Source organism: Candidatus Mycalebacterium sp. (assembly GCF_977828045.1).
Genome location: NZ_CDWCUL010000015.1, coordinates 1 through 25,353, shown reverse-complemented (window position 1 = coordinate 25,353; position 25,353 = coordinate 1). Strand labels below are relative to the sequence as shown.

Below are 25,353 nucleotides of genomic sequence, written 5' to 3'. Positions count from 1 at the left end.
TTCCCTGTATAAAGCGAAATACGGTGGCTTGATTTGAACTCAAGAAAACTTTACGACAGACTTGCCGGCTTCTTCATCATGCTGGGCGGGGTGTCGATAATCGCGGGAATACTCGCGGTTTTCGGTTTCATTCTCATTGAGGTTATGCCTCTTTTTTCAAGCCCGTCCCACGGTCCCTCGAAGAAATCCGTTGAGTCCCCGGTGTTTGCCGGGGCTCTCGGTATCGGGCTGGACGAGCACCGCCAGACCGCTTACGCGGTTTTCCGCCGCGGGGACATACGGGTTTTTTCCACGCAGACCGGCGCGGTCCTGAAAACCGTTTCATCGGGTGCGCCCGCTCTGTCGTTCGCGCGCGCTCCGGGCGCACGCGCGTTCGCCATCGGTGGCGCGGACGGAAAAGCGCGGATTTTCTCCGTTTCCCATGAAGACATCTATTCGGACGGCGGCGCTCAAAGGGAGGTTTTAACCACAATTGAACCGTCAGCCGAAATTCCGGTCGCGAGTTCGGGCTTGGAAATCGTCTCTTTCGCCCGGGGTGGAGAAGGAGCGTATTCTCTTGCCGCGCTTTCGGTGGACGGAGGGCTGTTTCTCGTTTCCCTTTCGGGTTCCGTAGAGGACGAGAGTCTGTTTGCCGATGAAGAGCAATTTCCCGACCAATCCTCTCTTGAGGTTTTTGTGAGCGATATAACCGGCGATGCCCGGGGCGAAAAAATCACCGCGCTTGCTTTTCTTGAAGAGGCGTCATTTCTTTACGCTGGAACAGATTCGGGACGCATTCTGCGGTGGGACTCGTCCGGGCCGGGTGCGCCTGTTTTTCTCGGCTCAACGGAAACCGGCGGCGCGCCCGTTACGATGATGGGTGTTATTCACGGCGGCCGTTCGGTCGCCATAGGGGACTCGGAGGGAAACCTTTCAGTCTGGTTCCGCCCGGTGGGCAACCCCGGCATTGAGCGCGTACACAGTTTCCCTAAATTCGAGGGCGCGGTTGAAAGGTTTTCTAACTCGCTTAGAAACAGGGGCTTTACGGCGGCGGACTCTCTCGGCAACATAGGGGTTTTTCACGCCACAACGGCGAAAAGGCGTTTGCTGATTAAGGGCTCTCCGGTCTCCGCACTTGTTATGACGCCCAAAGCGGACGGTATTGCGGCGGTGGAGGACGGTGCGCTTGTCCAATGGGACATCTCCAATGACTTTTCCGAAATCAGCCTCCGGTCCATATTCTCTCGCGTATGGTATGAGGGATACGACTCGCCAATTCATATGTGGCAGTCAACCGGCGGAACCGATGAGTTTGAACCCAAACTCGGTCTTGCGCCGATAATTTTCGGCACTTTCAAAGGGGCGATATACTCGCTTCTTTTTGCCGTGCCGCTGGCCGTTCTTGCCGCGCTTTGCGTCTCGCAGTTCATGCACCCGTCTTTCGGAAAAGTCATCAAGCCCGTCATTGAAATTATGGCGGGGCTTCCGAGCGTTGTAATTGGATTTTTCGCGGGTCTGTGGCTGTCGCCGATTCTTGAAAAGATATTTCCCGCGCTCGTTGTAATGCCTTTTGTAACATTTGGATTAGCGCTGTTTTCTCTCTATCTGTGGAAGAAGTTCGGCAAATCGCTCGCCGGCAGTTTCAGGCACGGCACGGAATATCTGCTTCTCATTCCCGTTCTCGCCGCCGCCGCCGCGGTTTCGCTGTGGCTTAACTCTCCGGCCGAGGCGTTTCTTTTTCAGGGCGACTACAAGCAGTGGCTCGCCGCGATAGGTCTTGATTTTGACCAGCGCAATGCGCTTGTGGTCGGGTTCGCCATGGGTTTCGCGGTCATACCGATAGTTTTCACAATCGCCGAAGACTCAATGTCCGGCGTGCCGAAGTCGCTTGTCGCCGCGTCCCTCGCACTGGGAGCGAGCAGATGGCAGACCGCCACAAGGGTTGTTATGCCGAGCGCAAGCCCGGGCATTCTTTCCGCCGTTGTAATCGGTTTCGGCAGAGCGGTGGGAGAAACGATGATAGTCCTCATGGCAACCGGCAACACCCCTCTGCTTGACTGGAACATTTTCAACGGCTTTAGAGCGATGTCGGCGAACATCGCGGTTGAACTGCCCGAAGCCCCGCACGGCGGCGGGCTTTACCGGCTCATATTTTTCACAAGCCTGCTTCTGTTTCTATTCACCTTCTGCCTGAACACGGTGGCGGAGATTTTCAGAGGCAAACTGGAAAGGAAATACGGCTCATCATGAAACAGGGCGCGAAATCGGGAAGGTTTTCTTTCGGCGGCGAGGCGTATTCGTGGCTCACGGCAATAGCGCTTATGACATCGCTTCTGATGATAGCGGGTCTGCTGTTTCTGATCGCCTCAAAAGGGCTCGGATTTTTCTGGCCCTCTCAGGTCGCCAGGGCGACACTTGGAGACGGAAGTGTGCTTTTCGGGCAGTTTGCCGGAAGCAAACAGAGCGACTCCGGCGACCTCACAAGGTTCAAAATTGGCAACAGGGACATTTACGGGCTCGCATTCCGCTGGGTTTCAGATGACGAAATAACCGCCGTTGAATATCCGGCTTCGGTGTTTGTTATTCAGAGGTGGGAATGGGGAGACATGATAGGGGAAGTGAAGGAAATCCGCGCGGGCGGAAAAACGGTTGCCACGGGAGCGGATATGGAAACTCTCAACCGTTTTCTCACCTCCGCGCGCGATTTGCGCGACAGGGTTTCACATCTTGCCATTTCAGAAGTCGGCGACATTGTCCACGAGACTGAAAAGATTGAAAAGCGCGTGAGAAAAAGGGGTGAAACGCCCGAACTCATGGCGCGGCTTGACGAACTCGGCGGGGAATACGACAGAAAAGAGGCGGAGTTGGAAACGCTTTACGCCCGAATGGATGAAAACACCGTTGTTATCGTTACGGCGGAGGGGCATGAAAAAGAGGTTTCGTTCGGCGGCATAGAGCGGATGTATGCCCCGAACGCGATGGGGTTTTTCTCAAAAGCCGGGCTTTACGCCAAAAAATTCTGGGTTTTCGTCTCGGCCGACCCGCGCGAGGCGAACACCGAGGGCGGGATCGCGCCCGCGATTTTCGGCACCGTGATTATGGTGATTCTTATGAGCGTAATGGTTATGCCGCTGGGCGTTCTCGCCGCGCTCTATTTGAGCGAGTATTCAAAAAAAGGGGCTTTTGTAAGAATTGTGAGAATTTGCGTCAACAACCTTGCGGGGGTTCCGTCAATCGTTTTCGGTGTTTTCGGGCTCGGATTTTTCGTGTACGGAATAGGCGGACTCATAGATTCGGTGTTTTTTTCGCAAGCCCTTCCCGCGCCCACCTTCGGCACGGGCGGGGTCCTGTGGGCGTCCCTCACGCTTGCCCTGCTCACCGTTCCGGTCGTTATAGTTTCAACCGAAGAGGGGCTTTCACAGGTGCCCAGAAACATGCGCGAGGGTTCGCTTGCGCTTGGGGCGACAAAGTTTGAAACCGTCTGGAAGGTGGTTCTGCCCGCCGCTCTGCCGGGCGTTATGACGGGGCTCATACTTGCGGTCGCGCGCGCCGCCGGAGAGGTCGCCCCGCTTATGCTCACGGGTGTTGTCAAACTCGCGCCGGACGCCATAATTGACGGCAGGTTTCCGTTTCTTCACGCCGAAAGAAAGTTTATGCATCTGGGATTTCACATATACGATGTGGGCTTTCAGTCTCCCAACGTGGAGGCGGTTAAAGACATTGTTTACGCGACTGCGTTTCTGCTTATAATTATTGTGGCGTTCCTGAATCTGGCTGCGATTTTCCTCAGAAGCAAAATCAGGGAAAGGAGATTCGGTTCCGGAATTTGACGAAGGATTAAGAAAATGGAAGAAAAATTTGAATCAATGGACAACACAAGTTTCAACTCGGTAATTGCCGAGACGAAAAGTCTCTCGCTCAAATACGGCGAAACGCCCGCGCTCGAAAACATATCAATGCGCGTCCCCAAAAATATGACAACCGCGCTCGTTGGTCCTTCGGGTTGCGGAAAATCAACCTTCCTGCGCTGTTTCAACCGCCTGAACGACCTCATAGACGATGTTTTCATTGAGGGCGAAGTGCTTGTCTCGTGCGAGAACATCTACGACCCCGCCATTGAAATCAGCGATTTGCGCAGAAGGGTGGGAATGGTTTTTCAGAAATCAAACCCGTTTCCCGCGTCAATCTATGAAAATGTCGCCTACGGACCGCGCATATCGGGAGTTAAAAGAAAAAGCGACCTTGATGAAATTGTGGAATCAAGTCTGCGGCAGGCCGGGTTGTGGAAAGAGGCGCGCGACCGCCTCACCGAATCCGCTTTCGCGCTTTCAGGCGGCCAGCAGCAACGTCTTTGCATAGCCCGCGCGGTGGCGGTGCGCCCAGAACTTCTGCTCATGGACGAGCCGTGCAGCGCGCTTGATCCCATCGCCACCGCAAGCATTGAGGAGTTAATCCGCCAACTCAAACTCAAATACACGGTCGTCATCGTAACCCACAACATGCAACAGGCGGCGCGCGTTTCCGACTACACTATGTTTATGTATATGGGCAGAATGGTTGAATACGATGAGACGGAAAAGATATTTTTGAACCCCGCTTTGAAACAAACCGAAGACTATGTTTCAGGTAAATTCGGATAAACGGAGGTCTATAGGAGCCGGCATGCTTAGCGAAGAAATAGAGGATTTGAAAAAAACACTCCTTGATATGATGGAGGTGGTTGATTCCATGCTTGAAAAAAGCATCGGTCTCATCCGCGACCCCGCGGACTCCAAGTCCAGAATTGCCGAAATAAAGGAGATGGACAACGATGTTGATTCCAGAGAGGTGGATTTGGACGGAAAATGTGTCCGCCTGTTCAGCCTTTACGCGCCCGAAGCGGAGATGCTCCGGACCACAATCGCGGTTATGAAGATCAACAACGACGTGGAAAGAATCGGCGACCACGCGGTCAATATCGCGCGGCTTGTCGGCAAAAGTTCGGAATTTCCGCCGCTCGCGGTTATGACAAGGGCGGCGGAGATGGGAGACAGAGCGCTTGAAATGTTCAGAATGAGCGTTGACGCGTTCATAAACAAACGCAAAGACCTCGCGCTTGAAGTGTCCAAAAAGGACGACGAGGTGGACACGCTGGAAAAAGAAATTGTGGAGGGCACGCTCAAACACATAAAAATCGTTCCCGAAGCCACTCCCGCGGCGACCTGCGCCATCGTTATCGCGCGAAATCTGGAAAGGGCGGCGGATTTATCCACCAATATTGCCGAAGACACCTATTACCTCATAACCGGCGATGTCATAAAACACGCCTGAAGCGCTTTCAGGTTTTCGCGCCGAACGAAACCGTAAAAACGCTTCCGCGCCCGGGCTCGCTTTCAACCGTTATCGCGCCGCCGTGAATTTCCACCGCTTCTTGCGCGATGCTCAAACCAAGCCCGTTGCCCGCCTCCGTTCGCGCGCTCTCCCCTCTGTAAAACCGCTCAAAAATCCTGCCCTTCTCGCCGCGCTTAATTCCCTCGCCGCTGTCGCTCACCGACACACGCCCCCCGCCCCCGCCACTGTTCACGCTCACGCGCACCCGCGAATCCTCATACGAGTATTTAACGGCGTTTTCAATCAGGTTCACAAGCATATTCTCAATAATCAGCCGGTCACCGGTCATCGTGATGTCCGGCTCCTCTTCAATCTCTATCGTGATGTTTTTCTTCTCCGCCGCCGTGCGCATCAAATCCACCGCGCTCAGCACCGCGTCATTGAGGTTGAACGGCGCAAAACTTTCCTCTCCGCCGCGCCATTCTCCCAACTCCGACAGACTTATAATGCGCCCGCACAACTCGGCGAGCCGTTCGGTGTTTCTTTTCAAAATCTGCGCGAATTTTTCCGTCTCACCGCTCGCGCTCCGGGCGATTTGCTCCGCCGCGCCCATTATTGAAGTGAGCGGAGTGCGGATTTCGTGGGACGCGTTGGTGATAAAATCCCTTTGCGCTTTTTCAAGTTTTTTCATCTCGGTTGAGTCAAACAGAACAAGCGTTACCTCATCGCGCCCTTCGCCGCGAGTCGCGGACGCCACATAAAAGTTTTTCGCCGGATAGAGGTTTGCCACCTCGCGCCGCAGGGGCTCGTTCCCGCCGCTTTCAAGCGCGTCTTTTATCAGCCCTCTGATTTCGGAACTGAAAATAACCTCCCAATAGTTTTTGCCGACAATCTCTCCGCTTGAGCCCAGCATCGCCCGCGCGCTTTCGTTTGCGGCGGTAACGCGGCCCCCTGTGGAAACGCACAAAACGCCTTCCCTTATCTGATTGAGAAAAACCGAGAGCCGCGCCCTTTGCTCATCGCCCGCGCGAACGCGGCTCTGAAACTCCCGCGCGGCTTTATTGAGCGCCTTTGCCATTTCGCTTTCGCCGCCGTGCGAAAGCGGGTCGTAGCGGGCGAACTGTTTTGACAGAAGCGTCTGCGCGAACCCGGTAACATTGCGCTCAATCACATCCCCTCTTCTCCGCGCCGCGATTGCCGCACCGAGCGCCGCGAGCGCCGCCGCACCGGCGATTGCCGCCGCGGTGCCGCTTGAGTCTGAATTAATGTAGGCAAGCGCGCCCGCAACCGCGCATAGAAAAACCGCGAGAGCGGAAACTCTCAATGTTTCTCCCCGTCCGCCGTATCCAGTTTGTAGCCCACGGCGCGAACGGTTTTTATCTCAACGCCGCTACCCGCGATTTTTTCCCGCAGATGTTTTATATGCACATCAACCGTGCGGTCATACGCGAGGCGGTCGTCCCATTCGCTTTTCTTTTTGACTATCTGGTCCCTGCTGAGCACGTTGCCCCGGTTTTTCGCGAGAAACTCTAAAATTCTGAACTGTGTCGCCGTGAGGTCAATGGGTTTGCCTTTCACCGAAGCGACAAAACTTTTTCCGTCTATTTTGAGTTTCCCGATTTCAATGGTCTCGTCATCACCGCCCGCGCTTTTCCCTCTGCGCAGAACGCTTTTGATCCTCGCAACAACCTCACGCATGCTGAACGGCTTTGTTATGTAGTCATCGGCTCCGATTTCAAGCCCCAGCACAACATCAATTTCAGTTGCGCGCGCGGTAACCATAATTACGGGAATGTCCGCCGTTTTTGCCGAATTTTTGAGTTGTTTGCACACCTCAATTCCGTCCATTTCGGGCATCATCAAATCAAGAAGCGCCAAATCGGGCTTCACCGAACTTGCGGAGAGCAGAAACTCCCTGCCATTCCGGAAGGTTTTTGTTCTAAACCCCTCGCTTTTGAGCGCGGAGGACACTATTTCCAGAATGTCTTTTTCATCATCAACAATTGCTATTGTTTTGGACATAACCGCCTGATAACCCAATATATCCGATTTAACGCTTCCTTAATAAGGTGTTTACGGGGCATTAACTTCCCCTTGTTATAAATAATCGGCAAAAGTGGGTAGCGTTTTCCCATAAAACAAAGGGATTGTAAAAAAGATGAAGTTTTCAAAATATTTCGCGGCGGCGGTTCTCGCCGCAGTTGCTTTGGCGATGCCGGCGCAGTCTTTTGCGCAATCAATGATTGACGGCAAATTCGGATACGAAGAAGATCTGTATTACGAGAGCAGGGACGGAGGGTTCAAAATTAAACAGAACATACTCATTCAGTTCCGCGGAGAGGCCGTAACTGACAACACACCCGGTGATTCAGACATCTCAACCGATTTTATGGTTCGCCGTCTGAGACTCAAATACGGCGGACACGCTTACAAAGAGTGGATTAAATGGGGCTTACAACTTGCCGGAAGCGCCGGCCGCACAAACAAAACGCCGGAAATAAACATGGCAGGCGTTGTTCTCTCAGACGAAACGGAAGAAATAAAGATAGGGGAGGCCTTCATTGTTTTAGTCAAAAGCACGGCGGCGGACCTGAAAGTGGGAAGATACAAAGTTCCATACGGGCGCGAGGCGCTCAATTCCTCATCGGCGTTGCAGTTTGTTGACCGCTCTTTTATAAGAAACTTCGTCATTGGCACTAACAGAGCGGACGGCGTTTCAGTCGGAGGCGTTCTCGGAAACATAATTGCTTATCGGGGCGGACTGTTTCAGGAAGACGATGAAATATTTCAAGATATGGACAATATGCTCTTTGCCGGACGCGTTCAGATAAATCTCTGTTGCGGCAAATTGGAACACTCAAGCGGCTCATTCACCGCGGGCGGCGATTACAAAACCTTGCCGAACTTCGCGAAAGTTCCGACTTTCGCGATTGGGGCGGGCGGTTTCTACGACACTGACACGGATGTGGTGCAACAGCGTGTTGGAGAGGCAACTGAGGTTGTTTCCGTAACAAGAGACAATGGCAAAGAAGGATTTACGGTTGACCTGATTGCCAAGATAGAGAGGGCGAATCTTGAAGCCGCTTACTACTACGGCTCGGCAAAAGATAAAGATAACAATTACCGAACCCTGTCCCACACCGCCTATCGCGTTCAGGGCGGATTTATGCTGACTCCGGGGTTTGAGGTTGCCACGCGTTGCGCATACGCGGATTACGACTCAGACGCATCCGTCAGCGATGAATGGCAGTGCACGGGCGGTTTGAACTGGTATATCGCCAAACACCGCGCGAAAGTTCAACTTGATTACACATACGGGAACGAGAAAAACGGCATAAGTCCCACGAAGGACAAGGAAACAACCACTTACAGAGGTCAGGTTCAAATTTATTTTTAGAGACGGCTTTTCAAAAAACTCTTGAATTTTTTGCCGTGTTGTTGTAGTTTAGCGCGAAACTGATTGAGGGTGATTTTAGGGGACTGCTTTTTCCTGTGCATTTTAATTTAGAATAGTGCTTGACGCTTTTTCGGCTTTGGTTTATAATGCCCTTGAATTTGCGGACTCATACTGAGCCCGTCAGGTTAGGTTTCAAAGGAGGTAGGAGACTATGAGAAAATCTAATAGTATAGGAGACATTAGAAAGGCTAATTGGCTTATAATGTTTCTTCTGGCTGTCACGGTGGCTGTTCCGGCATCCGCTGTGGAGCTTAATCTGGGAGGATTTCCCAGTTATATGTCCACAAGAGCCCGCTACATTGAAAACGCAACTTTCAGGAATGCGAGTTCAACGAAGCAGGACGACAATGTTTTCTTCGTGGACACAACCCTGCGAGTTACCCCTCAACTTGTTTTGAGCGATTCGGTAACCATCAGGGCTCAGGTTGACATTCTTGACAACAACATTTGGGGAGGTCAGACCGACCAACTTCTTGGCGGCGGCTCCACACTTGTTAACTCAGGCATTTCACCGAGCGACAAGTTCAGAGGCTCAATTCTTCACGGAAACGCGAGCACTGACTGTCTTGCATTCAACAATTTCTGTGCGGTTGAGGAAGACGCGGGATTTTTCAATGTCCGCATGCTTCACGCAGATATTGTTCTTCCGAATGGGCTCGGATTTGTAAGGATTGGTCGTCAGCCGTTTGACTGGGGTCTTGGTATCCTCGCCAACGGCGGTTGGGACCCTCACAGCGACGGGGGCTTTCTGGTTGACAGATTCCTGTGGCTGAAAGGTTTCCCGCTTGGTCCGGACATGTCCCTGACTGCGATTTTTGTCTCTGACAGACTCACGCAGGGCACAGGTCTTCACACCGGCGGCGGAGATGGCTGGGACGGCGGAGCGGTCGCGGTTGTTGTTAACCACGCCAACATGGGCGGTGTTAACGCAACATTCGGCGCTTACGTGTTCCCTTACATCCATCAGGATAAGTTCATCGGCGGATTCGGTGATCTTGACAGATACACGCTTTACTCCGGTCTTATTGACGTCAAAGGCGACTCATGGAAAGTTGTCGGAGAGGTTCAGGGCGGATTTGGTGAAATCAAGAACATTTTAGGAGCAGAAGATTCCAAAATTAAGAACGCTCTTCTGTGGGTGGTTCGTGGTGAATACACGGCACCGACAGTTGATTACCTTAATGTTGTGGGAGCGGAGTTCGGATGGGCTGACGGTGACAAAAACGATGGCGACACCTGGGTTAACGGAAACGACATTGAGGGCGGTGTTATCGTCTTCAACCCGGCTTACAACCTTGACAACCTTTTGTTCAAGCACGTAATGCCGTCCATCTATCAGGACGCACACCCGAACATTCTTGCAAAAACTGACGCGAGCGTTCAGAACGCTTACTACGCGCGTGTTTACGCGGACATCCCCGTTACGGAGAGAGTTTCGTTTAAGCCGCAGGTTATCGTTGGTTGGAACCAGGAGACTGAAGGCATTATAAAGAACGGCGCGTTACTGGGAACGATTTCGGACGGAGCTGCCACAACCGCTCTTGCGGCTACTGGCGATGACGCTCTTACCGCTACCGCTCTGGCGTTTATTGGTCCGGATAACGACACTGCTAATAGAGCTGTTACGGCAGTTCAGCCGAAGCCTGAAGCAGGCGGTTATCTCGGAACCCAGATTGAAGGAACGGTTACAGTTGAAATCCACCCGGGTATCAACCTTGACATCATCGGCAGTGTTATAGTTGCCGGTGAGGGTTTGACCGACCTTCTTGAAGCGCAGGCTTTTGCGCGGGACAATGCTACGGCAGGTAGCACCGCATTCACAACCGCAGCTGAAATTAACACTGCTGCTGAGAATGCAGGCGGCCAGCAGGCAGAAGACATCCTCTGGGGCGTTCAGACTCGTCTGGTTGTTTACATAGACGAGTTCTTCAAGTCCTGAGGACTGAAACAGAAATAACTTTCCTTTAACTCATCAAGGTAAAGGGAAATAAATTAAGGCGGCGTTCTTACAAAGATCGCCGCTTTTTTTTTATGCCTTTGCGCCGGAGCGCTTATACCGATTTGTAAGTTTTGGGGTTGCGCGGCCGCCTTCGCGCTTGAACGGAAAATTTAGTTAAATTTTGATATACACTTGAATTGTTGCCCGCGCCGTGTATAAATACTGCGCACGAACGGATTGGGGTTTCTGTTCAACGGTTCCATGATTAACTATTAGCGATTGACCACTGATTGGTTCTTTTGCTATAATAACCATCGGGATTGAGGGCTTTTTTTTATCCCCTTTTTCCAGTGTTCCTAACTTTAAGGGAGGTAGGAGAGGTAATGAGAAAATCTAATTGGCTTATAATGTTTTTTCTGGCTGTTACGGTGGCTGTTCCGGCATCCGCTGTGGAGCTCAGTCTGGGAGGATTTCCCAGTTACATGTCCACGAGAGCGCGCTACATAAGCGGTGCAACTTACAAATCGGCTATTGCGTTTGACGATTTGTCGTCTAACAGAGATACCACCAGTGACATTTTCTTTGTGGACACAACTTTGCGTTTAACGCCGCAGTTACAGCTGACAGATTCTGTAACGGTGCGGGCTCAGATTGATGTGTTTGACAACAACATTTGGGGCGGCCAGACAGACCAGCTTCTTGGCGGCGGCTCCACACTTGTTAATTCAGGCGTTTCACCGAGCGACAAGTTCAGAGGCTCAATTCTTCACGGAAACGCGAGCACTGACTGTCTCTCATTCGGCAATTTCTGCGCGGTTGAAAAAGACGCGGGATTTTTCAATGTCCGCATGCTTCACGCAGACGTTGTTCTTCCGAACGGGTTCGGGTTTATAAGGGTTGGTCGTCAGCCGTTTGACTGGGGTCTTGGTATCCTCGCCAACGGCGGTTGGGACCCTCACAGCGACGGGGGCTTTCTGGTTGACAGATTCCTGTGGCTCAAAACCTTTTCCGCGGGAGAGGACAGCACTTTCACAGTTATTTTCGTGTCCGACAGGTTCACGCAGGGAACCGGTCTTAACACCGGCGGCGGAGACGGTTGGGACGGCGGCGCTATTGCGGGTTTGTATAACAACCCCGATGTGGGCGGCGGCGTTAACCTTACAGTCGGCACTTATGTGTTCCCTTACATCCATCAGGATGCGTTCCTCGGCGGATTTGGCAATCTTGACAGATACACGCTCTACTCCGGTCTTATTGACCTCAAAGGAGATGCCTGGAGATTTGCCGTTGAGCTTCAGGGCGGATTTGGTGAAATCGGAGGGGCTGCCGATACAGCGGCTGGCAACACAGCGGAACTTGGCAGAAATGATTCCAAAATTAAGAACTCTGTTATCTTCGCGATTCGCGCGGAATACACCGCGCCGGAAGTTGAATACCTGGACAATTTTGGAGTGGAGTTCGGATGGGCTGACGGTGACAAAAACGATGGCTCATCTTGGAGAGACGGAGGCGACATTGAGGGCGGTGTTATCGTCTTCAGCCCGGCTTACAACCTTGACAACCTGTTGTTCAAACACGTGATGCCGTCCATCTATCAGGACGCTCACCCGAACACTATCGCAAAAACGGACGCGAGCGTTCAGAACGCTTACTACACGCGCATTTACGCGGACATTCCCGTTCATGACAGAGTTTCGTTTAAGCCGCAAATTCTCGTTGGTTGGAACCAGCAGACCGGCAACCTGATAAGAAATGCGGGTTTTGGAAGTATTCCTAACTCGGTTACGCAGGAGCAGGTTGATGCCGCGCTTGTTGCCGCCGAGCTTGGGGATGGCGTAGGTCGTCTAATACTTGGCGAGGACAATTCCGGCGCTGCGGGTAGAAAGTCCGTCTCAGTTGCTTCAGAGGGGTTTGATTCAAGCGGTTACCTCGGAACCGAGGTTGAAGGAACGGTTTCGATTAAAATCTATCCGGGTGTTGACCTTGACATCATCGGCAGTGTTATCTTTGCCGGCGCGGGTTTGACCGACCTTCTTGAAGCGCAGGCTTTTGTGCGGGAGAATTTCTTAAATCTTAGGCACCCGAATGCAGGATTTCTCGCCGATAGGTTTAATCCAGACCCGATTATAGGGAATAATGTGGTGGACGGCCAGAAAGCGGAAGACCTTCTCTGGGGCGTTCAGACTCGTCTGATTATCTACATAGACGAATTCTTCAAGTCCTGAGAGGACAGAAACAGAGAAATAAATTAAGGCGGCGTTCTTACAAAGATCGCCGCTTTTTTTATGCCTTCGCGCCGGAGAGCGGAAAATTTGGTTAAATTTTGATATCCACTTGAATTGTTACCCGCGCTGTGTATAAAATAACTGTGCACGAACGGATTGGGGTTTGATTCTGTTCAACGGTTCCATGATTAACTATTGGCGATTGACCACTGATTGGTTCTTTTGCTATAATAACCATCGGAATTGAGGGCTTTTTTTATCCCCTTGTTCCAGTGTTCCTAACTTAAGGGAGGTAGGAGGCAATGAGAAAATCTAATTGGATTATAATGTTTTTTCTGGCTGTTACGGTGGCTGTTCCGGCATCCGCTGTGGAGCTCAGTCTGGGAGGATTTCCCAGTTACATGTCCACGAGAGCGCGCTACATAAGCGGCGCAACTTACAAATCGGCATCCGCAACGAAGCAGGATGACACTATTTTCTTCGTGGATACAACTTTGCGTTTAACGCCGCAGTTACAGTTGACAGATTCTGTAACGGTGCGGGCTCAGGTTGATGTGTTTGACAACAACATTTGGGGAGGCCAAACGGACCAGCTTCTTGGCGGCGGCTCCACACTTGTGAACTCAGGCATTTCACCGAGCGACAAGTTCAGAGGCACAATTCTTCACGGAAACGCGAACAGTGACTGTCTCTCATTCGGCAAGTTCTGCGCGGTTGAAGAAGATGCGGGATTTTTCAATGTCCGCATGCTTCACGCGGATGTTGTTCTTCCGAACAATCTTGGATTTATAAGGGTTGGTCGTCAGCCGTTTGACTGGGGACTTGGTATCCTCGCCAACGGCGGTTGGGACCCTCACAGCGACGGGGGCTTTCTGGTTGACAGATTCCTGTGGCTGAAAACCTTTTCCTCAGGAGAGGAAAGCACTTTCACACTTATTTTCGTGTCCGACAGGATCACGCAGGGAACCGGTCTTAACACCGGCGGCGGAGACGGCTGGGACGGCGGCGCTGTCGCGGGTGTGTTTAACCACCCCAATGCGGGCGGCTTGAACTTTACAGCCGGCGCTTACGTGTTCCCTTACATTCATCAGGACACGTTCATCGGCGGATTTGGTGATCTTGACAGATACACGCTCTACTCAGGTCTTGTTGACCTCAAAGGAGCCGCTTGGAGATTTGCCTTTGAGCTTCAGGGCGGATTTGGTGAAATCCAGAACATTTTGGGCGCAGAAGATTCCAAAATTAAGAACGCTGTTCTCTTTGCGCTTCGCACGGAATACAGCGCGCCGGGAATTGAATACCTGAACAATATTGGAGTGGAGTTCGGATGGGCTGACGGTGACAAAAACGATGGCGACACCTGGGTTAACGGAAGCGACATTGAGGGCGGTGTTATCGTCTTCAACCCGGCTTACAACCTTGACAACCTTTTGTTCAAGCACGTAATGCCGTCCATCTATCAGGACGCGCACGGAAACATTCTTGCAAAAACTGACGCGAGCGTTCAGAACGCTTACTACACGCGTGTTTACGCGGACATTCCCATTACGGGGAGAGTTTCGTTTAAGCCGCAGATTCTCGTTGGTTGGAACCAGCAGACCGACGGCCTGATAAGAGATGTGGGTTTTGGAAATATTAGTAACTCTTTTACGCAGGGGGCTGTTGACAACGCGTTTGGGCCCGACGCAGGTCGTGTTGTACTTGGTGCCGTTGATTCTGCCACTTCTGATACGGTTAGAGCGAGAAAGACCGCCACACTTATTCAACCGAAGACTAAATCAAGCAGTTACCTCGGAACCGAGATTGAAGGAACGGTTACGGTTGAAATCCATCCGGGTGTTGACCTTGACATCATCGGCAGTGTTATCTTTGCCGGTGAGGGTTTGACCGACCTTCTTGAAGCGCAGGCTTTTGCGCGGGAGAATGACTCATTTGCTAGTCAGGGGCACACGAATCCTGCTTCTCTTAAGACGTTTTTTGATGATCAGGTGACAGGCGGTCAGAAAGCGGAAGACCTTCTCTGGGGCGTTCAGACTCGTCTGATTATTTACATAGACGAATTCTTCAAGTCGTCCTGAGGGCTGAAATAGAAATAACTTTCCTTTAACTCATCTAAGGTAAAGGGAAATAAATTAAGGCGGCGTTCTTACAAAGATCGCCGCTTTTTTTATGCCTTTGCGCCGGAGCGTTTCTTTGGAGGTTGCGCCGATTGTCCGCGCCTGCGAAAAAACCCCGAATGTGCTTCTACAAAAACAAAATAGTTTCTTGAAAAATTACCGCTTCTTTGTATAATGAAGGAGATAATGAAAGAGGTCGGTGGGTTTTTGCCACGTAGTTCCTAGTTATATGCGGGACGGGTTTTGGAGAATTGATAAATGATTAAAGTATTTTCAAAGTGTATTGTTCTGGCTGTCATAGCCGTTTTTGCCGGCTCTGCGGTTTCGCATGCTGTGGAAATAGACTTGGATTCCTACCCGAGTTATTTCAGAACAAGAGCTAAATACTTAAACAAAGCCACCTATCTTGACCCCTCTTACATAGCGGGCGGCACAAAAGACAGAATATTCTTTGTTGACAGCACACTTCGTGTAACCCCCAGACTGGAACTTGGCGATAACGCCGCGATTGTTGTTCAGGTTGATGTGGCGGACAACGTAATTTGGGGCGGCCAGACGGACCAGCTTCTTGGCGGCGGCTCCACACTTGTAAATTCAGGCATTTCCCGCTCTGATAGATATAAAGGCAACATACTCACGCCCGTATATGACCGGGTCGCCTATCTTGACAGACGCACAGCCAGCGACAGAGACGGGTTTTCGCCCGCAGGCGCAAGAAGAAGTGCGGATGACAACGGTAACCCGGCTTTACTGCCGGAAACCGCCGTTGAGCGGGACGCGGGCTGGTTTAATCTGCGTTTCGCCTATCTTGAGATAGACCTTCCGCACAACTACGGTTATCTGCGTGTCGGACGCCAGCCGTGGAACTGGGGACTTGGAATTGTCGCGAACTCCGGAACAGACCCCTCTTCGGACGGCGGACGGATGTTTGACCGGATTTTATTCGCGAAAACAGCCGACCTCAATTCCGGCTCAACCATAACGGGAATGATTTTTGCCGATTTGTGGACGGGCGGAACCGAACTCAGAGCCACCGGAGCCGCTTATGACGGAATCGGCGGCGCGGTGGTGTATAACAGGCCCGCGCCGGATGCAAACAGTTCGGACATTACACTGGGTTCCTACATCTACCCCTGGATAAAACAGGACAACTTCGTGCGAGGCGGAAACTACCTTCTCGGCGCGGAGGGCAACCTTGACCAGCTTACGATTTATTCCTTCACAACGGACATAAAACGCGGAGATTTCCGCTTTGCCGCGGAACTGCACGGGGCGTTTGGACAGCTGACGGACCTTAACGCTTTCAGGGACTGCATAGATGCCAGTTGTAACCGCGTGGCGGCTTTTAACAGGCGCGACAATGTTGACATTGACCACCATGTTGCGTGGGTCGCGAGGTTGGAGTTTCTGCCGGAGAGCACGGTTCAGGTGTTCGGCGGCGAATTCGGCTGGGTTGACGGCGACAGGGCGAGCAATTACTGGGAGAACGGCTCGCTTGAGGGCGGCATTCTCTCATTCAGCAGCGCTTACAACGCCGACCATTTTCTTCTTGAACACATTATTCCGAACATATACCAGAGCACGAACAACAGGGTTTTCTCTCACCAGTCGGGCGGAATTCAGAACACACGCTACGCGCGCGCCTACATTGATTTCAAACTCGCCGACCGGCTGATTGTGAAAAACCAGTGGCTTACCGCGTGGACAAACCAGACGCAAGACCTTTTTGTTGACGGCGAAAACATAAGCGGATTTATCGGCACGGAGCTTGAAACCACTTTCAGTTTCCGTCTGGCGAAGGGTGTTTTTCTTGACCTTACGGGAAGCGTGGTCTTTGCGGGAGACGGTTTGAAACAGATGTTCAGGGGGCAGGGGTTTAATGAAATCGTCCGCCGCAGTGATGACGACATAGATTACGACCTTGAAAATGTGCGGTTTTTTACTCCTCCTACCGCCGACCGCGCCAACATGGATAATGCCGCGCGCGTAACCGTTGAGTTTGTTGACAGGAACGGTGATTCAACCACCGGAGGACAGCTGACTGCGGTTATAGAGGATGTGCCTGTTATTCAGAGTTTTGAAGACGGCGCAACGGGACCCACCAGATTGTTTATTCCTCCCGATGCCTCTAAGGATGAGACTACCGGCAGAGCGTTCAAACGGCAGGCATATGAGGCTCTGTGGAACGCGTATAAAGACCAATACAGTCACAAAAATAACCGGCTTTGGTCTCTGCAGACCGTTCTGACGGTTCATCTTGATTCGCTTTCCTCTAATTAAGCATTTTTCTCATAAGAGGTTATAATTTTTACCTGGGGTGGTTTTGTGGGTTTTTCATCATTAACAATAATTTTTTCAGTTGCGTTGCTGTTTCCCGCTTTCGGCGCGGGCGCGCAAACTTACGGCTTTGAGAGCGGAACCACCGTTTCCCTTTCCATTGAACAGGCGAGAGTTCTCGCGCTTGAAAACAACAGAGACATTCTGATAAGCAAACAGTCCGTTCGCGCGTCCGCCGCGAAAATCAAGGCGGAAAAAGGCAAGTTTGACCCCGTTTTGGAAATCAAATCGTCTTACGAAAGTGAGGACGAGCCGTCCACGTCTTCATTTGTTTCCGGCGGCGGTGTTCAAATCCGCGATTTTGAGGCGAGCATCGGCGTTTCGGGAGTGCTCCCCACCGGCGGATATTACGACCTGTTCAAGGCATCGGTTTCGCGCGAAGAAACCGACTCGCCCGTTCAGTCTTTAAGTCCCGCGTTTTATTCAAAACTGGATATGAAAATCGGGCATGACCTTCTGCGCAATTTTGGTTTGAAAACGAACAAAACCTTTCTAATAACCGAAACTTTGCGGGCGGAAATCGCGCAGTCCGGACTGGAGATTGAAGTGTCGGACACGCTTCTGAAGGTTGAGCGTGAATACTGGAACCTTGTCGCCGCGCGTAGCGAGCATGAATTGAGGCGGCAAAATCTTGAACTCGCGATTGACTTGTTTGAAAGAAACCATGTCAAGGTAAGGGAAGGTGTTTTGCCGCGTCTTGACGAGGTTAAGGCGGGTTCGGAGGTCGCAAAGCGCAGAGTGGACCTCATAGAGGCGGAAAACCGCCTCAGAAGAGCGTCCGATGAGTTGAAAGAAACGCTTGGGCTGCCCTCCGCCGCACGCATTGAACTGACAGACCGCCCGGGCGCGGATTTTCACGAAGGAACGAAAATAGCCGAATTGATTGGCACGGCGTTTGAAAACAGGGAGGAGTTAAAAACGGCTTTCAAAAAACTGGAGATTGCCGGGCAGGAAAAGATTTACCGCGCGAACCAGCGTCTTCCTCAACTTTCGGTTGAGGGTTTTCTCTCTCTGCGCGGACTTGCCGGAGAGGACAACCCCGCGCGCGGATCGTTCGGGGATCTGTTACCCGTTGCTCCCGCCTCTTTTCCGGGGGGATTTTCCGACTCCGTTTCAGGAGCGGCGGACGGCGATTTTGTAACATGGGGCGCGAGTTTGACAATGACCGTTCCCATAGGAAACCGCCATGCGGCGGGGCTTTACGAAGTCGCGCAAGCCGAGGAGAACAGGGCGGTTTTTGAACACCGCAAAATCAAGGAACGGGTCGCGCTTGAAGTTAAGGCGGCGGCGGACACGGCATGGAGCGAATACAGGCGGGTTGAAGCGTCTGACATTGCCCTTGGTCTTGCCGAAGAGGTTCTTGAAGCCGAAAAGGAAAAATACTCTGCCGGGCTTTCCACAACACGCGAGGTGCTGGAAGCCCAGAGAGGCCTCGCCGAAGCGAAGTCAAGGCGCGTTCGCGCGCTCGCGGATTACCAAATCTCTCTTGCGGCTCTCCGCAGAGCAACCGGAACCATTATGGAAGAGTTTGTTCCCGCGTCCGCAGAGGGAATGTAAATTTTCGCATTAATGCTTAAAATGCCTGACGCCCGTCAGTAAAACCGCCATTCCGTGTTCATTCGCGGCGGATGTGGTTTCTTCGTCCCTGATTGAGCCGCCGGGGTGAACAACCGCTTTTATTCCGGCTTTTGCCGCTTCGTCAATTCCGTCTCTGAACGGAAAGAACGCGTCTGACGCCATAACACAGCCCTCAGTCGGGCTTTGAGCCTTCATCGCGGCGAGTTTTACCGAATCCACCCTGCTCATCTGTCCCGCGCCGATGCCGATTGTCGCGCCGTTTCCGGCAAAAACTATGGCGTTTGATTTCACATGCTTGCAAACCTTCCACGCGAAACGCATATCGGCGGTTTGGGTGGCGGTGGGTTTTCTTTCCGTGGGTGAGGCGGCGGATTCAAAATCCTCATCGGCGGTTGAGTCTCTGTCCTGTATGAGCGCGCCGCCCGAGACCTTTTTGATGTCGTAATTCTCCGTGCGTTTTTTGTTTATCGCCGGAGTTTCCAGAACCCGCAGGTTTTCCTTTTTGGAAAGGATTTTGACGCATTCCTCCGAAAACCCCGGAGCGATGACCACTTCAACGAACATATCGGCTATGAGGCGCGCGATGTCCGCATCCGCCGCGCGGTTGAGCGCGACAATACCGCCGAACGCGCTCACCGGGTCGCACTGTTTTGCTTTTGTGAAAGCGTCCGCCGGAGTGTCGCCAAGCGCGACTCCGCACGGATTGTTGTGCTTCACAATCACGCACGCCGCGCCGTCCCGGGGGTCGTCAAACTCCTTCACGAGTTCAAACGCGGAATCCGTGTCGTAGATATTGTTGAGCGAGAGCTCCTTGCCCTGTATTTGCCGTGCGGTTGAAACGCACGCATCGGTCGTCCGCAAAGTGTAAAACGCTCCCTTCTGGTGCGGATTTTCGCCGTATCTCAAATCCATCCGTTTTGTGAGGTTGATGGTGATGCTGTCCGGAAAGTCCGCGCCGTCCGCTTTTTCACCCTGCGACAAAAACGCCGTTATTGCAGAGTCGTATTGCGCTGTGAGCGCGAACGCTTTGCGGGCGAGGTTGAGGCGGGTTTGTCCGCTGACCGCGCCTGAGTTTTTGATTTCCTCAATGATGGCGGGATAGTCTGCAGGGTCGGTAACGACCGCCACAAACGCGTGGTTTTTCGCCGCCGCCCGCACCATTGCGGGTCCGCCGATGTCTATGTTTTCTATCGCCTCGCTTAAAGACACGCCGGGCTTGGAGATTGTTTGCTCAAACGGATATAGGTTCACGACCACAATATCAATCGGCTCAATGCCGTTTTCGGTCATCTGTTTTGCGTGTTCGGGGTTGTCTCTTATGCCGAGGATTGCCCCGTGAATTTTCGGGTGAAGCGTTTTGACTCTGCCGCCGAGTATTTCTTTCGCGCCCGTAACACTCTCAACCTTTGTTACCGCAACGCCCGCAGAGGCAAGTGTTGCCGCCGTTCCGCCCGTGGAGAGGATTTCAATTCCGAGTTCGCTCAATTCCCGCGCAAAGTCGGCAACCGCAGTTTTGTCCGAGACGCTTATGAGGGCTTTTTTCGCTGACGGCATTTTGATATGGCGGGCTTTCCGCTGTGCGGACGAAGGGGATTATACATAAAAAAAGGAGGACTGCCTTGCGGCAGCCCTCCAATTTTTAGCACAATGCTAAGGCGTTTATTAGCCCTGACTGTACTGCGGGAGCAGGAAGCGGTGACGCATTGTGTACTCAAACGGTTTAGCGTAGGCAATTGCCCTGCTGTCCGTGGCACCCAAGTCGTCCGCTGACCTCTCAACCGTCCTGGTCCAAATCGTTTTGGCCGGCGGGATTATCAGGTTGAAAGTAAAACTTATCAATCCAACAATCTCTTTAGCCGGTATCTGGCCGCCCATAAAGTCAAAAGGCGTGCCTGACATGTACCAAGCGCGGATGTCATCTCCCGTGGCTGTTCTTACACTGTCCGGGTCCAGCTGGAAGCGGTGTCCCGTTCCAAAAGCCGGGGGCAGCTCCGATGGCAGATATGTAACCTCGTGGATACTGTTGGTTACATCCGGGCGGGTCGTGATGCGGTAATTCATCCGTCCCCAGTCCGTCTGTCCGTAAAACGTCGGTTTTACTGACAGCTCTTTGTCGGAGTAGCGTCCGTTGGCAGTGTGAAGAATGTAACCGCGGCGCTCCATCAGCATGTTGAAATAGTTGTTATTCGTTCCATGCTCATAAGCGGCGATGTACGCGGCCTTTTTCGGAAATCCGAAAGGCTCTTTGCCCGCCCAAATCGGAGAGTCGTTTGACAGGTACATGTAGGGATAGTATCCCGCCATGTATTTGTTTCCGTCTTCACCGTCAACGGTGGCGGAAAATGTCACACCCATCTCCATGTAGGGTCCGAGCATTGTGTTCTTGTGTATCACATACCAGAACTCAATAACGTCGTCCTGAAGCTGAATCGGCTCAGGCAGAATTTTTTTCATGTCGTTTTCATCTGCCCTTATAACAAAAGCCATCCAGCGGCTCTCCGTGTAGGTGAGCGGGACGATGTCGTAGTCAAAGACAGGGTCGGCAACACCTTGAGAGATGATGTCTATTCTGTCTCTGTCCATTGGCAGCGGGGGGACTTCCCCTTCCGCGAGCCAAGGGTAACTGTACTCATTTGCTTGCATTCCCATAGTTCAATTAACCTCCTTGAAAGTTATTAGGAACCCTGACTGATGGGGAACTGCTGCCTGAGGCCGTATTTGTATGGTGTTGCAAATCCGGCGTAGTCAGCGGGTCTCTCATAAGTCTCATTCCAGAGAACCTGAGCGGGAGGAATCACAAGATCGAACACGAACGAGATAAGTCCCGTTATTTTGTCAATCTTGAGCTCCGTTCCCATGTTGTCGAACGGAGTTCCCTGCATAAACCAGTTGACGGCGTCTCCTGACGCTGTTCTGGTGTGCTCGGGTTTAATCTGGAAACGATGTCCTTTGATCATTGAATCAAAGGGAGGCGGGAGTTCTGACGGCAAGTAGGCAAGCTGCCACTCGGAGCTTGAAACATCAGGTCTTGTAATAACCTTCATGTTAAATTTGCCCCAGTCGGTTTTTCCGTAAAAATACGGAGGCTTAACTTCTTTGTCGTCGAACTTACCTGTTGCGCTGTGCAGCAGGTAACCGTTACGCGACATCGCGAATCCGAAGAAATCGGTTTCTTTCTCACCGCCGTGTACCGTACAACGGATGTAGGACATCTTTTTAGGAAATCCCAGAACACGACCCGCGTCAACAGGGGCGTCTCCAGTAAGGTACATGTACGGGTAGTAACCGGCTTTCCAGACGTTACCTTTAGGGTCTTTGTAAGACGCCGACATGGTAACACCGAATTCCAGATACGGACCAAGCATTGTGTTTTTGTGGTCAACATACCAGAATTCAACAAGGTCGGCGTCGTCTCCGTCCCACGGCTCAAGCGGCGGGTTCGGAATCAAACGGCGTCTTGTCTCTTCTGAACAGCTGACTACAAAAGCTGACCAACGACTGTCCGTGTACGTAAGAGGGAGAACGTCTATGTCCCACAGCGGATCCGAAGGATTCGCTACGATCCAAGACTTGATATCCCTCTCAATCGGAGGAGGCGGAACCTCCTTCGTCATTTCCCAATATTTACTTGGGACATTGAGATGACTAGGCATATAATTACCTCCTTTTATAGGTTTTCCGGTCACCTACCTAGCTACAATAGCGACCAGAGGTTTTGAGGAGTTAAGCAGGATGATAAAACGACAAGTACCAAACTGCTACCCAACCTCAGGAGTTATTTTTATCACCTCTCAAAGACTATGTCAATAGACCTAATTAACTTTTTTTCTTAACGCCCCTGAACGAAGCCCCCGGCGGCGCGAAATTCTGGGTAACTGCTTGAAATTACTCACTTTTTGCCGTCCTGAACGGGTTTAAGCGATTTTGTTAACCTCCGTTTCCGCCTTTATTTACAAGGGAATCGGGTGCTGTTTATAAAGTAAAAAGCTTTGCTCCAAGGGCAATCGCTACCCTGTGTTCAGAACCATATAGGTAACTTGAGCGATTGAGACGGTTTTGCCGCCGGAATCTTTTAATTCCACCTGAACGGGGCAGAGTGTTCTGCCGGCTTTGATGACTTTGGCTACCGCCGTTACGCCGGACGAGCACGGATTGAGAAAGCGAATGCTGATGTCCGTTGTTGTTATCGCGGCGTTGTTTCCGGCGACCGTCAAAACTGCGGCGGCCGCGGCGGTGTCGGCAACGGTGGTCAGCAATCCGCCGTGAAAGGTTTCAAAAATGCCGTCGTAGTTTTCCTTTTTCGGGGCGGTGAGTTCGCACAGCCCGTTTTCAAGCCGCACAATTTTCGCGCCGAGCAGATTTATTACCGGAACCCGTTCCATTCTCTCGCGTGTTTTTTCAATTTCGTTGCTCATTTTTCATCTCCTTCGCGCCGCGCCGTCTATTTTATGACTCTTGTTTATATGGTAACCTGTACGCCCTCTGCTTTGAATAAGGACCCGGACAAAATCTTCAAATGGCGGAAATTATAAATGGCAATGAAATCTCCAAATGCATACGCGGCGAAATCGCGGCGCAGGTGGAGACTCTGCGCGAAAAAACCGGCGTAACACCGGGGCTCGCGGCGGTTCTTATTGGAAACGACCCGGCTTCGGAAATATATGTGGCACGGAAAAGGAGCGCCTGTTTTGAGGTTGGAATGCGTTCCGAAGAGCACCGGCTCGGCGGACAAACAACCCAGAGAGAACTGCTTGACCTTATAGACAAACTCAACGCAGACCCGAACACCCACGGCATACTCGTCCAACTTCCCCTGCCCGAAGCCATAAGCGAAACAACAATACTGAGCGCCGTTTCGCCGCTCAAAGATGTTGACGGTTTCCATCCCGAAAACATGGGAATGCTTATGGAGGGTAACCCGCGTTTTATCTCATGCACTCCCTACGGAATTATGGAGATCATTGACGGGCTCGGCGTCAACGTTGAGGGAATGAATGTTGTGGTGGTGGGCAGGAGCAACATAGTGGGCAAGCCGGTTGCCGCAATGTTACTCAACAGGGACGCAACGGTTACCGTGTGCCACCTGTGCACGAAAAATCTCGCGCATTTCACCCGCGAGGCGGAAATTCTGATAGTCGCCATCGGATGCAGTGAATTCATAAAAGGCGACATGGTAAAAGAGGGGGCAATCGTTATAGACGTGGGGATCAACCGGGATGAGAAAGGAAAAATTACGGGCGATGTTGATTTTGAAAGCGTGTTTCCCAGATGCTCGCATATAACTCCCGTTCCGGGCGGCGTGGGACCGGTAACGATAACGATGCTGCTGAAAAACACACTTACGGCGGCGGAGATTTTCGCGCGCGGCTAACCGCCGCTTCCAAACGGGAAAAACTCGCTCTCAAGCATTTCAACGGATGCGGTTTCGTCAAGTTCTCCGAGCAGTTCGGCGATGGTTTTACGGAGAACCGGATGGACAAAATCGGGCGCAATTCGGGACATCGGTTCCAAAATAAAACGTCTCAAATGGACGAGCGGGTGGGGAATTTTGAGCGACCGGTTTTCAAGAACCGTTTCGCCGTGAAAAAGAATGTCAAGATCCATCACTCTGGGCAGGTTGTTCCCCTTTTCGGTTCTGCCCATCTGTTTTTCAACCGCCTGAAGTTCAAGCAAAAGCCGTTCGGGCGGCGGCGCGCCTCCAATCATCGCGACCGCGTTTATGAAAAAGGGCTGGACGCCTTCGACTCCGTCCGGCTCGGTTTTATAGATTGGCGAAACCACCCCGACACTCGCGAAACGCGATATGAGCAAAAGAGCCCTGACGCAGTTCGCCTCGCCGTTTCCGAGATTTGACCCAAGCCCGATGAACACTTTTCCGCTCAAAACAAATCCCCTTTAAGCGACTTTTTTATCTCTTCCGCCGTAAAGCGGCCGGCTTGTTCCACCGCTTCGGTGTCTCCCCGCCCGAGCGCTTTGAGAGCGCAAAGCGCGGACGAAAAAACGCAACCGCTTCCGTGCATTTCGCCGGCGATTCTTTCGCGTTCAGTCTCAAAAAATTCAGCGCCGTCAAAAAAAGTGTCAATCACCCGCCCGCTCCTCTGGTGTCCGCCCGTTATCACAACCTTGCACGCTCCGAGCGCGGCAATTTCACGCGCGGCGTTTTTTATATCTTTTGCGGTTTCTATTTTTCCGCCCCCGCAAATCTCTTCCGCTTCGGCGATGTTCGGGGTTACGAACCCGCAAAGCGGAAGCAGTTCTTTTTTGAGGGCGTCCACTCCGTTTTTGGTGAGCAGACTCGCGCCCGAACTTGATTGTATAACGGGATCGGCGATGACATTTTTAATCGAAAAATCCCTTATGTTGCGGCAAACGGCCATAACGGTTTCCTCGTCAAAAAGCATTCCGGTTTTC

General features: G+C 52.0%; 19 protein-coding genes. 11 read left to right on the top strand and 8 right to left on the bottom strand.

The genetic code is table 11. From position 1 onward, the window contains the following. Positions 1 to 33 precede the first annotated feature (33 nt). The 4 genes from ACY430_RS05255 to phoU are packed head-to-tail and all read left to right on the top strand — an operon-like array spanning position 34 to position 5,289. Positions 34 to 2,229: an ABC transporter permease subunit gene (locus ACY430_RS05255; protein WP_462137840.1), complete on the top strand. Its 2,196-nt coding sequence runs from the start codon at positions 34 to 36 to the stop codon at positions 2,227 to 2,229. Further along, positions 2,226 to 3,809, top strand: a complete 1,584-nt coding sequence (gene pstA / locus ACY430_RS05250; protein WP_462137839.1) for a phosphate ABC transporter permease PstA — start codon at positions 2,226 to 2,228, stop codon at positions 3,807 to 3,809. Before ACY430_RS05255 ends, pstA begins: the two co-directional genes overlap by 4 nt. A 15-nt stretch (positions 3,810 to 3,824) precedes the next feature. Then, positions 3,825 to 4,619, top strand: coding sequence for a phosphate ABC transporter ATP-binding protein PstB (gene pstB / locus ACY430_RS05245; protein WP_462137838.1), 795 nt, complete (start codon positions 3,825 to 3,827; stop codon positions 4,617 to 4,619). A gap of 22 nt (positions 4,620 to 4,641) precedes the next feature. Beyond that, positions 4,642 to 5,289, top strand: coding sequence for a phosphate signaling complex protein PhoU (gene phoU, locus ACY430_RS05240; RefSeq protein ID WP_462137837.1), 648 nt, complete (start codon positions 4,642 to 4,644; stop codon positions 5,287 to 5,289). Positions 5,290 to 5,296: 7 nt separating this feature from the next. Here the strand turns inward: phoU and ACY430_RS05235 are convergent, their stop codons facing one another. Then, the gene (locus ACY430_RS05235; protein WP_462137836.1) at positions 5,297 to 6,613 is read right to left on the bottom strand and encodes a sensor histidine kinase; all 1,317 of its coding nucleotides are present in this window, start codon (positions 6,611 to 6,613) and stop codon (positions 5,297 to 5,299) included. After that, a complete protein-coding gene (locus tag ACY430_RS05230; protein ID WP_462137835.1) occupies positions 6,610 to 7,311 on the bottom strand; it encodes a response regulator transcription factor in 702 nt (233 codons plus the stop codon). The genes ACY430_RS05235 and ACY430_RS05230 overlap by 4 nt, the downstream gene beginning before the upstream one ends. 136 nt (positions 7,312 to 7,447) lie before the next feature. On the opposite strand from ACY430_RS05230, the gene ACY430_RS05225 reads away from it, so the two are divergent. The 6 genes from ACY430_RS05225 to ACY430_RS05200 all read left to right on the top strand — a co-directional run bounded on the left by ACY430_RS05225 (position 7,448) and on the right by ACY430_RS05200 (position 18,921). Further along, the gene (locus ACY430_RS05225) at positions 7,448 to 8,686 is read left to right on the top strand and encodes a porin (RefSeq protein WP_462137834.1); all 1,239 of its coding nucleotides are present in this window, start codon (positions 7,448 to 7,450) and stop codon (positions 8,684 to 8,686) included. A 211-nt stretch (positions 8,687 to 8,897) separates the two neighbouring features. Continuing rightward, positions 8,898 to 10,685, top strand: a complete 1,788-nt coding sequence (locus ACY430_RS05220) for a hypothetical protein (protein WP_462137833.1) — start codon at positions 8,898 to 8,900, stop codon at positions 10,683 to 10,685. Between the two features lie 383 nt (positions 10,686 to 11,068). Continuing rightward, complete coding sequence (locus ACY430_RS05215) at positions 11,069 to 12,910, top strand: hypothetical protein (RefSeq protein ID WP_462137832.1); 1,842 nt, start codon at positions 11,069 to 11,071, stop codon at positions 12,908 to 12,910. A 302-nt stretch (positions 12,911 to 13,212) separates the two neighbouring features. Continuing rightward, positions 13,213 to 14,988, top strand: a complete 1,776-nt coding sequence (locus ACY430_RS05210) for a hypothetical protein (protein WP_462137831.1) — start codon at positions 13,213 to 13,215, stop codon at positions 14,986 to 14,988. Positions 14,989 to 15,285: 297 nt separating this feature from the next. After that, positions 15,286 to 17,307 carry a hypothetical protein gene (locus ACY430_RS05205; protein WP_462137830.1) on the top strand — a complete coding sequence of 674 codons (2,022 nt, stop codon included), beginning with the start codon at positions 15,286 to 15,288 and terminating at the stop codon, positions 17,305 to 17,307. 45 nt (positions 17,308 to 17,352) lie between these two features. Beyond that, complete coding sequence (locus ACY430_RS05200; RefSeq protein ID WP_462137829.1) at positions 17,353 to 18,921, top strand: TolC family protein; 1,569 nt, start codon at positions 17,353 to 17,355, stop codon at positions 18,919 to 18,921. A gap of 9 nt (positions 18,922 to 18,930) precedes the next feature. On the opposite strand, the gene purH is transcribed toward ACY430_RS05200, so the two are convergent. The 4 genes from purH to ACY430_RS05180 all read right to left on the bottom strand — a co-directional run bounded on the left by purH (position 18,931) and on the right by ACY430_RS05180 (position 23,357). After that, on the bottom strand, positions 18,931 to 20,496 hold the full coding sequence (gene purH, locus ACY430_RS05195; protein WP_462137828.1) for a bifunctional phosphoribosylaminoimidazolecarboxamide formyltransferase/IMP cyclohydrolase: 1,566 nt from the start codon (positions 20,494 to 20,496) through the stop codon (positions 18,931 to 18,933). 108 nt (positions 20,497 to 20,604) lie between these two features. Beyond that, entirely contained in the window at positions 20,605 to 21,525 is a 921-nt protein-coding gene (locus tag ACY430_RS05190) for an acetoacetate decarboxylase family protein (protein ID WP_462137827.1), read from the bottom strand. Positions 21,526 to 21,617: 92 nt separating this feature from the next. Continuing rightward, positions 21,618 to 22,595, bottom strand: coding sequence for an acetoacetate decarboxylase family protein (locus ACY430_RS05185; protein ID WP_462137826.1), 978 nt, complete (start codon positions 22,593 to 22,595; stop codon positions 21,618 to 21,620). Positions 22,596 to 22,949: 354 nt separating this feature from the next. Beyond that, entirely contained in the window at positions 22,950 to 23,357 is a 408-nt protein-coding gene (locus tag ACY430_RS05180) for a PaaI family thioesterase (RefSeq protein ID WP_462137825.1), read from the bottom strand. A gap of 101 nt (positions 23,358 to 23,458) precedes the next feature. Here ACY430_RS05180 and folD point away from each other — a divergent pair, with 101 nt between their 5' ends. Then, a complete protein-coding gene (gene folD, locus ACY430_RS05175; protein WP_462137824.1) occupies positions 23,459 to 24,313 on the top strand; it encodes a bifunctional methylenetetrahydrofolate dehydrogenase/methenyltetrahydrofolate cyclohydrolase FolD in 855 nt (284 codons plus the stop codon). On the opposite strand, the gene folK is transcribed toward folD, so the two are convergent. Continuing rightward, positions 24,310 to 24,825 (bottom strand): 2-amino-4-hydroxy-6-hydroxymethyldihydropteridine diphosphokinase, encoded by a 516-nt coding sequence (gene folK / locus ACY430_RS05170; protein WP_462137823.1) that lies wholly within the window; start codon positions 24,823 to 24,825, stop codon positions 24,310 to 24,312. The two genes, folD and folK, sit on opposite strands and share 4 nt — an antisense overlap. After that, positions 24,822 to 25,353: bifunctional hydroxymethylpyrimidine kinase/phosphomethylpyrimidine kinase (gene thiD / locus ACY430_RS05165; RefSeq protein ID WP_462137822.1), on the bottom strand; the 532-nt coding region annotated here is incomplete at its 5' end. The genes folK and thiD, both read right to left, overlap by 4 nt.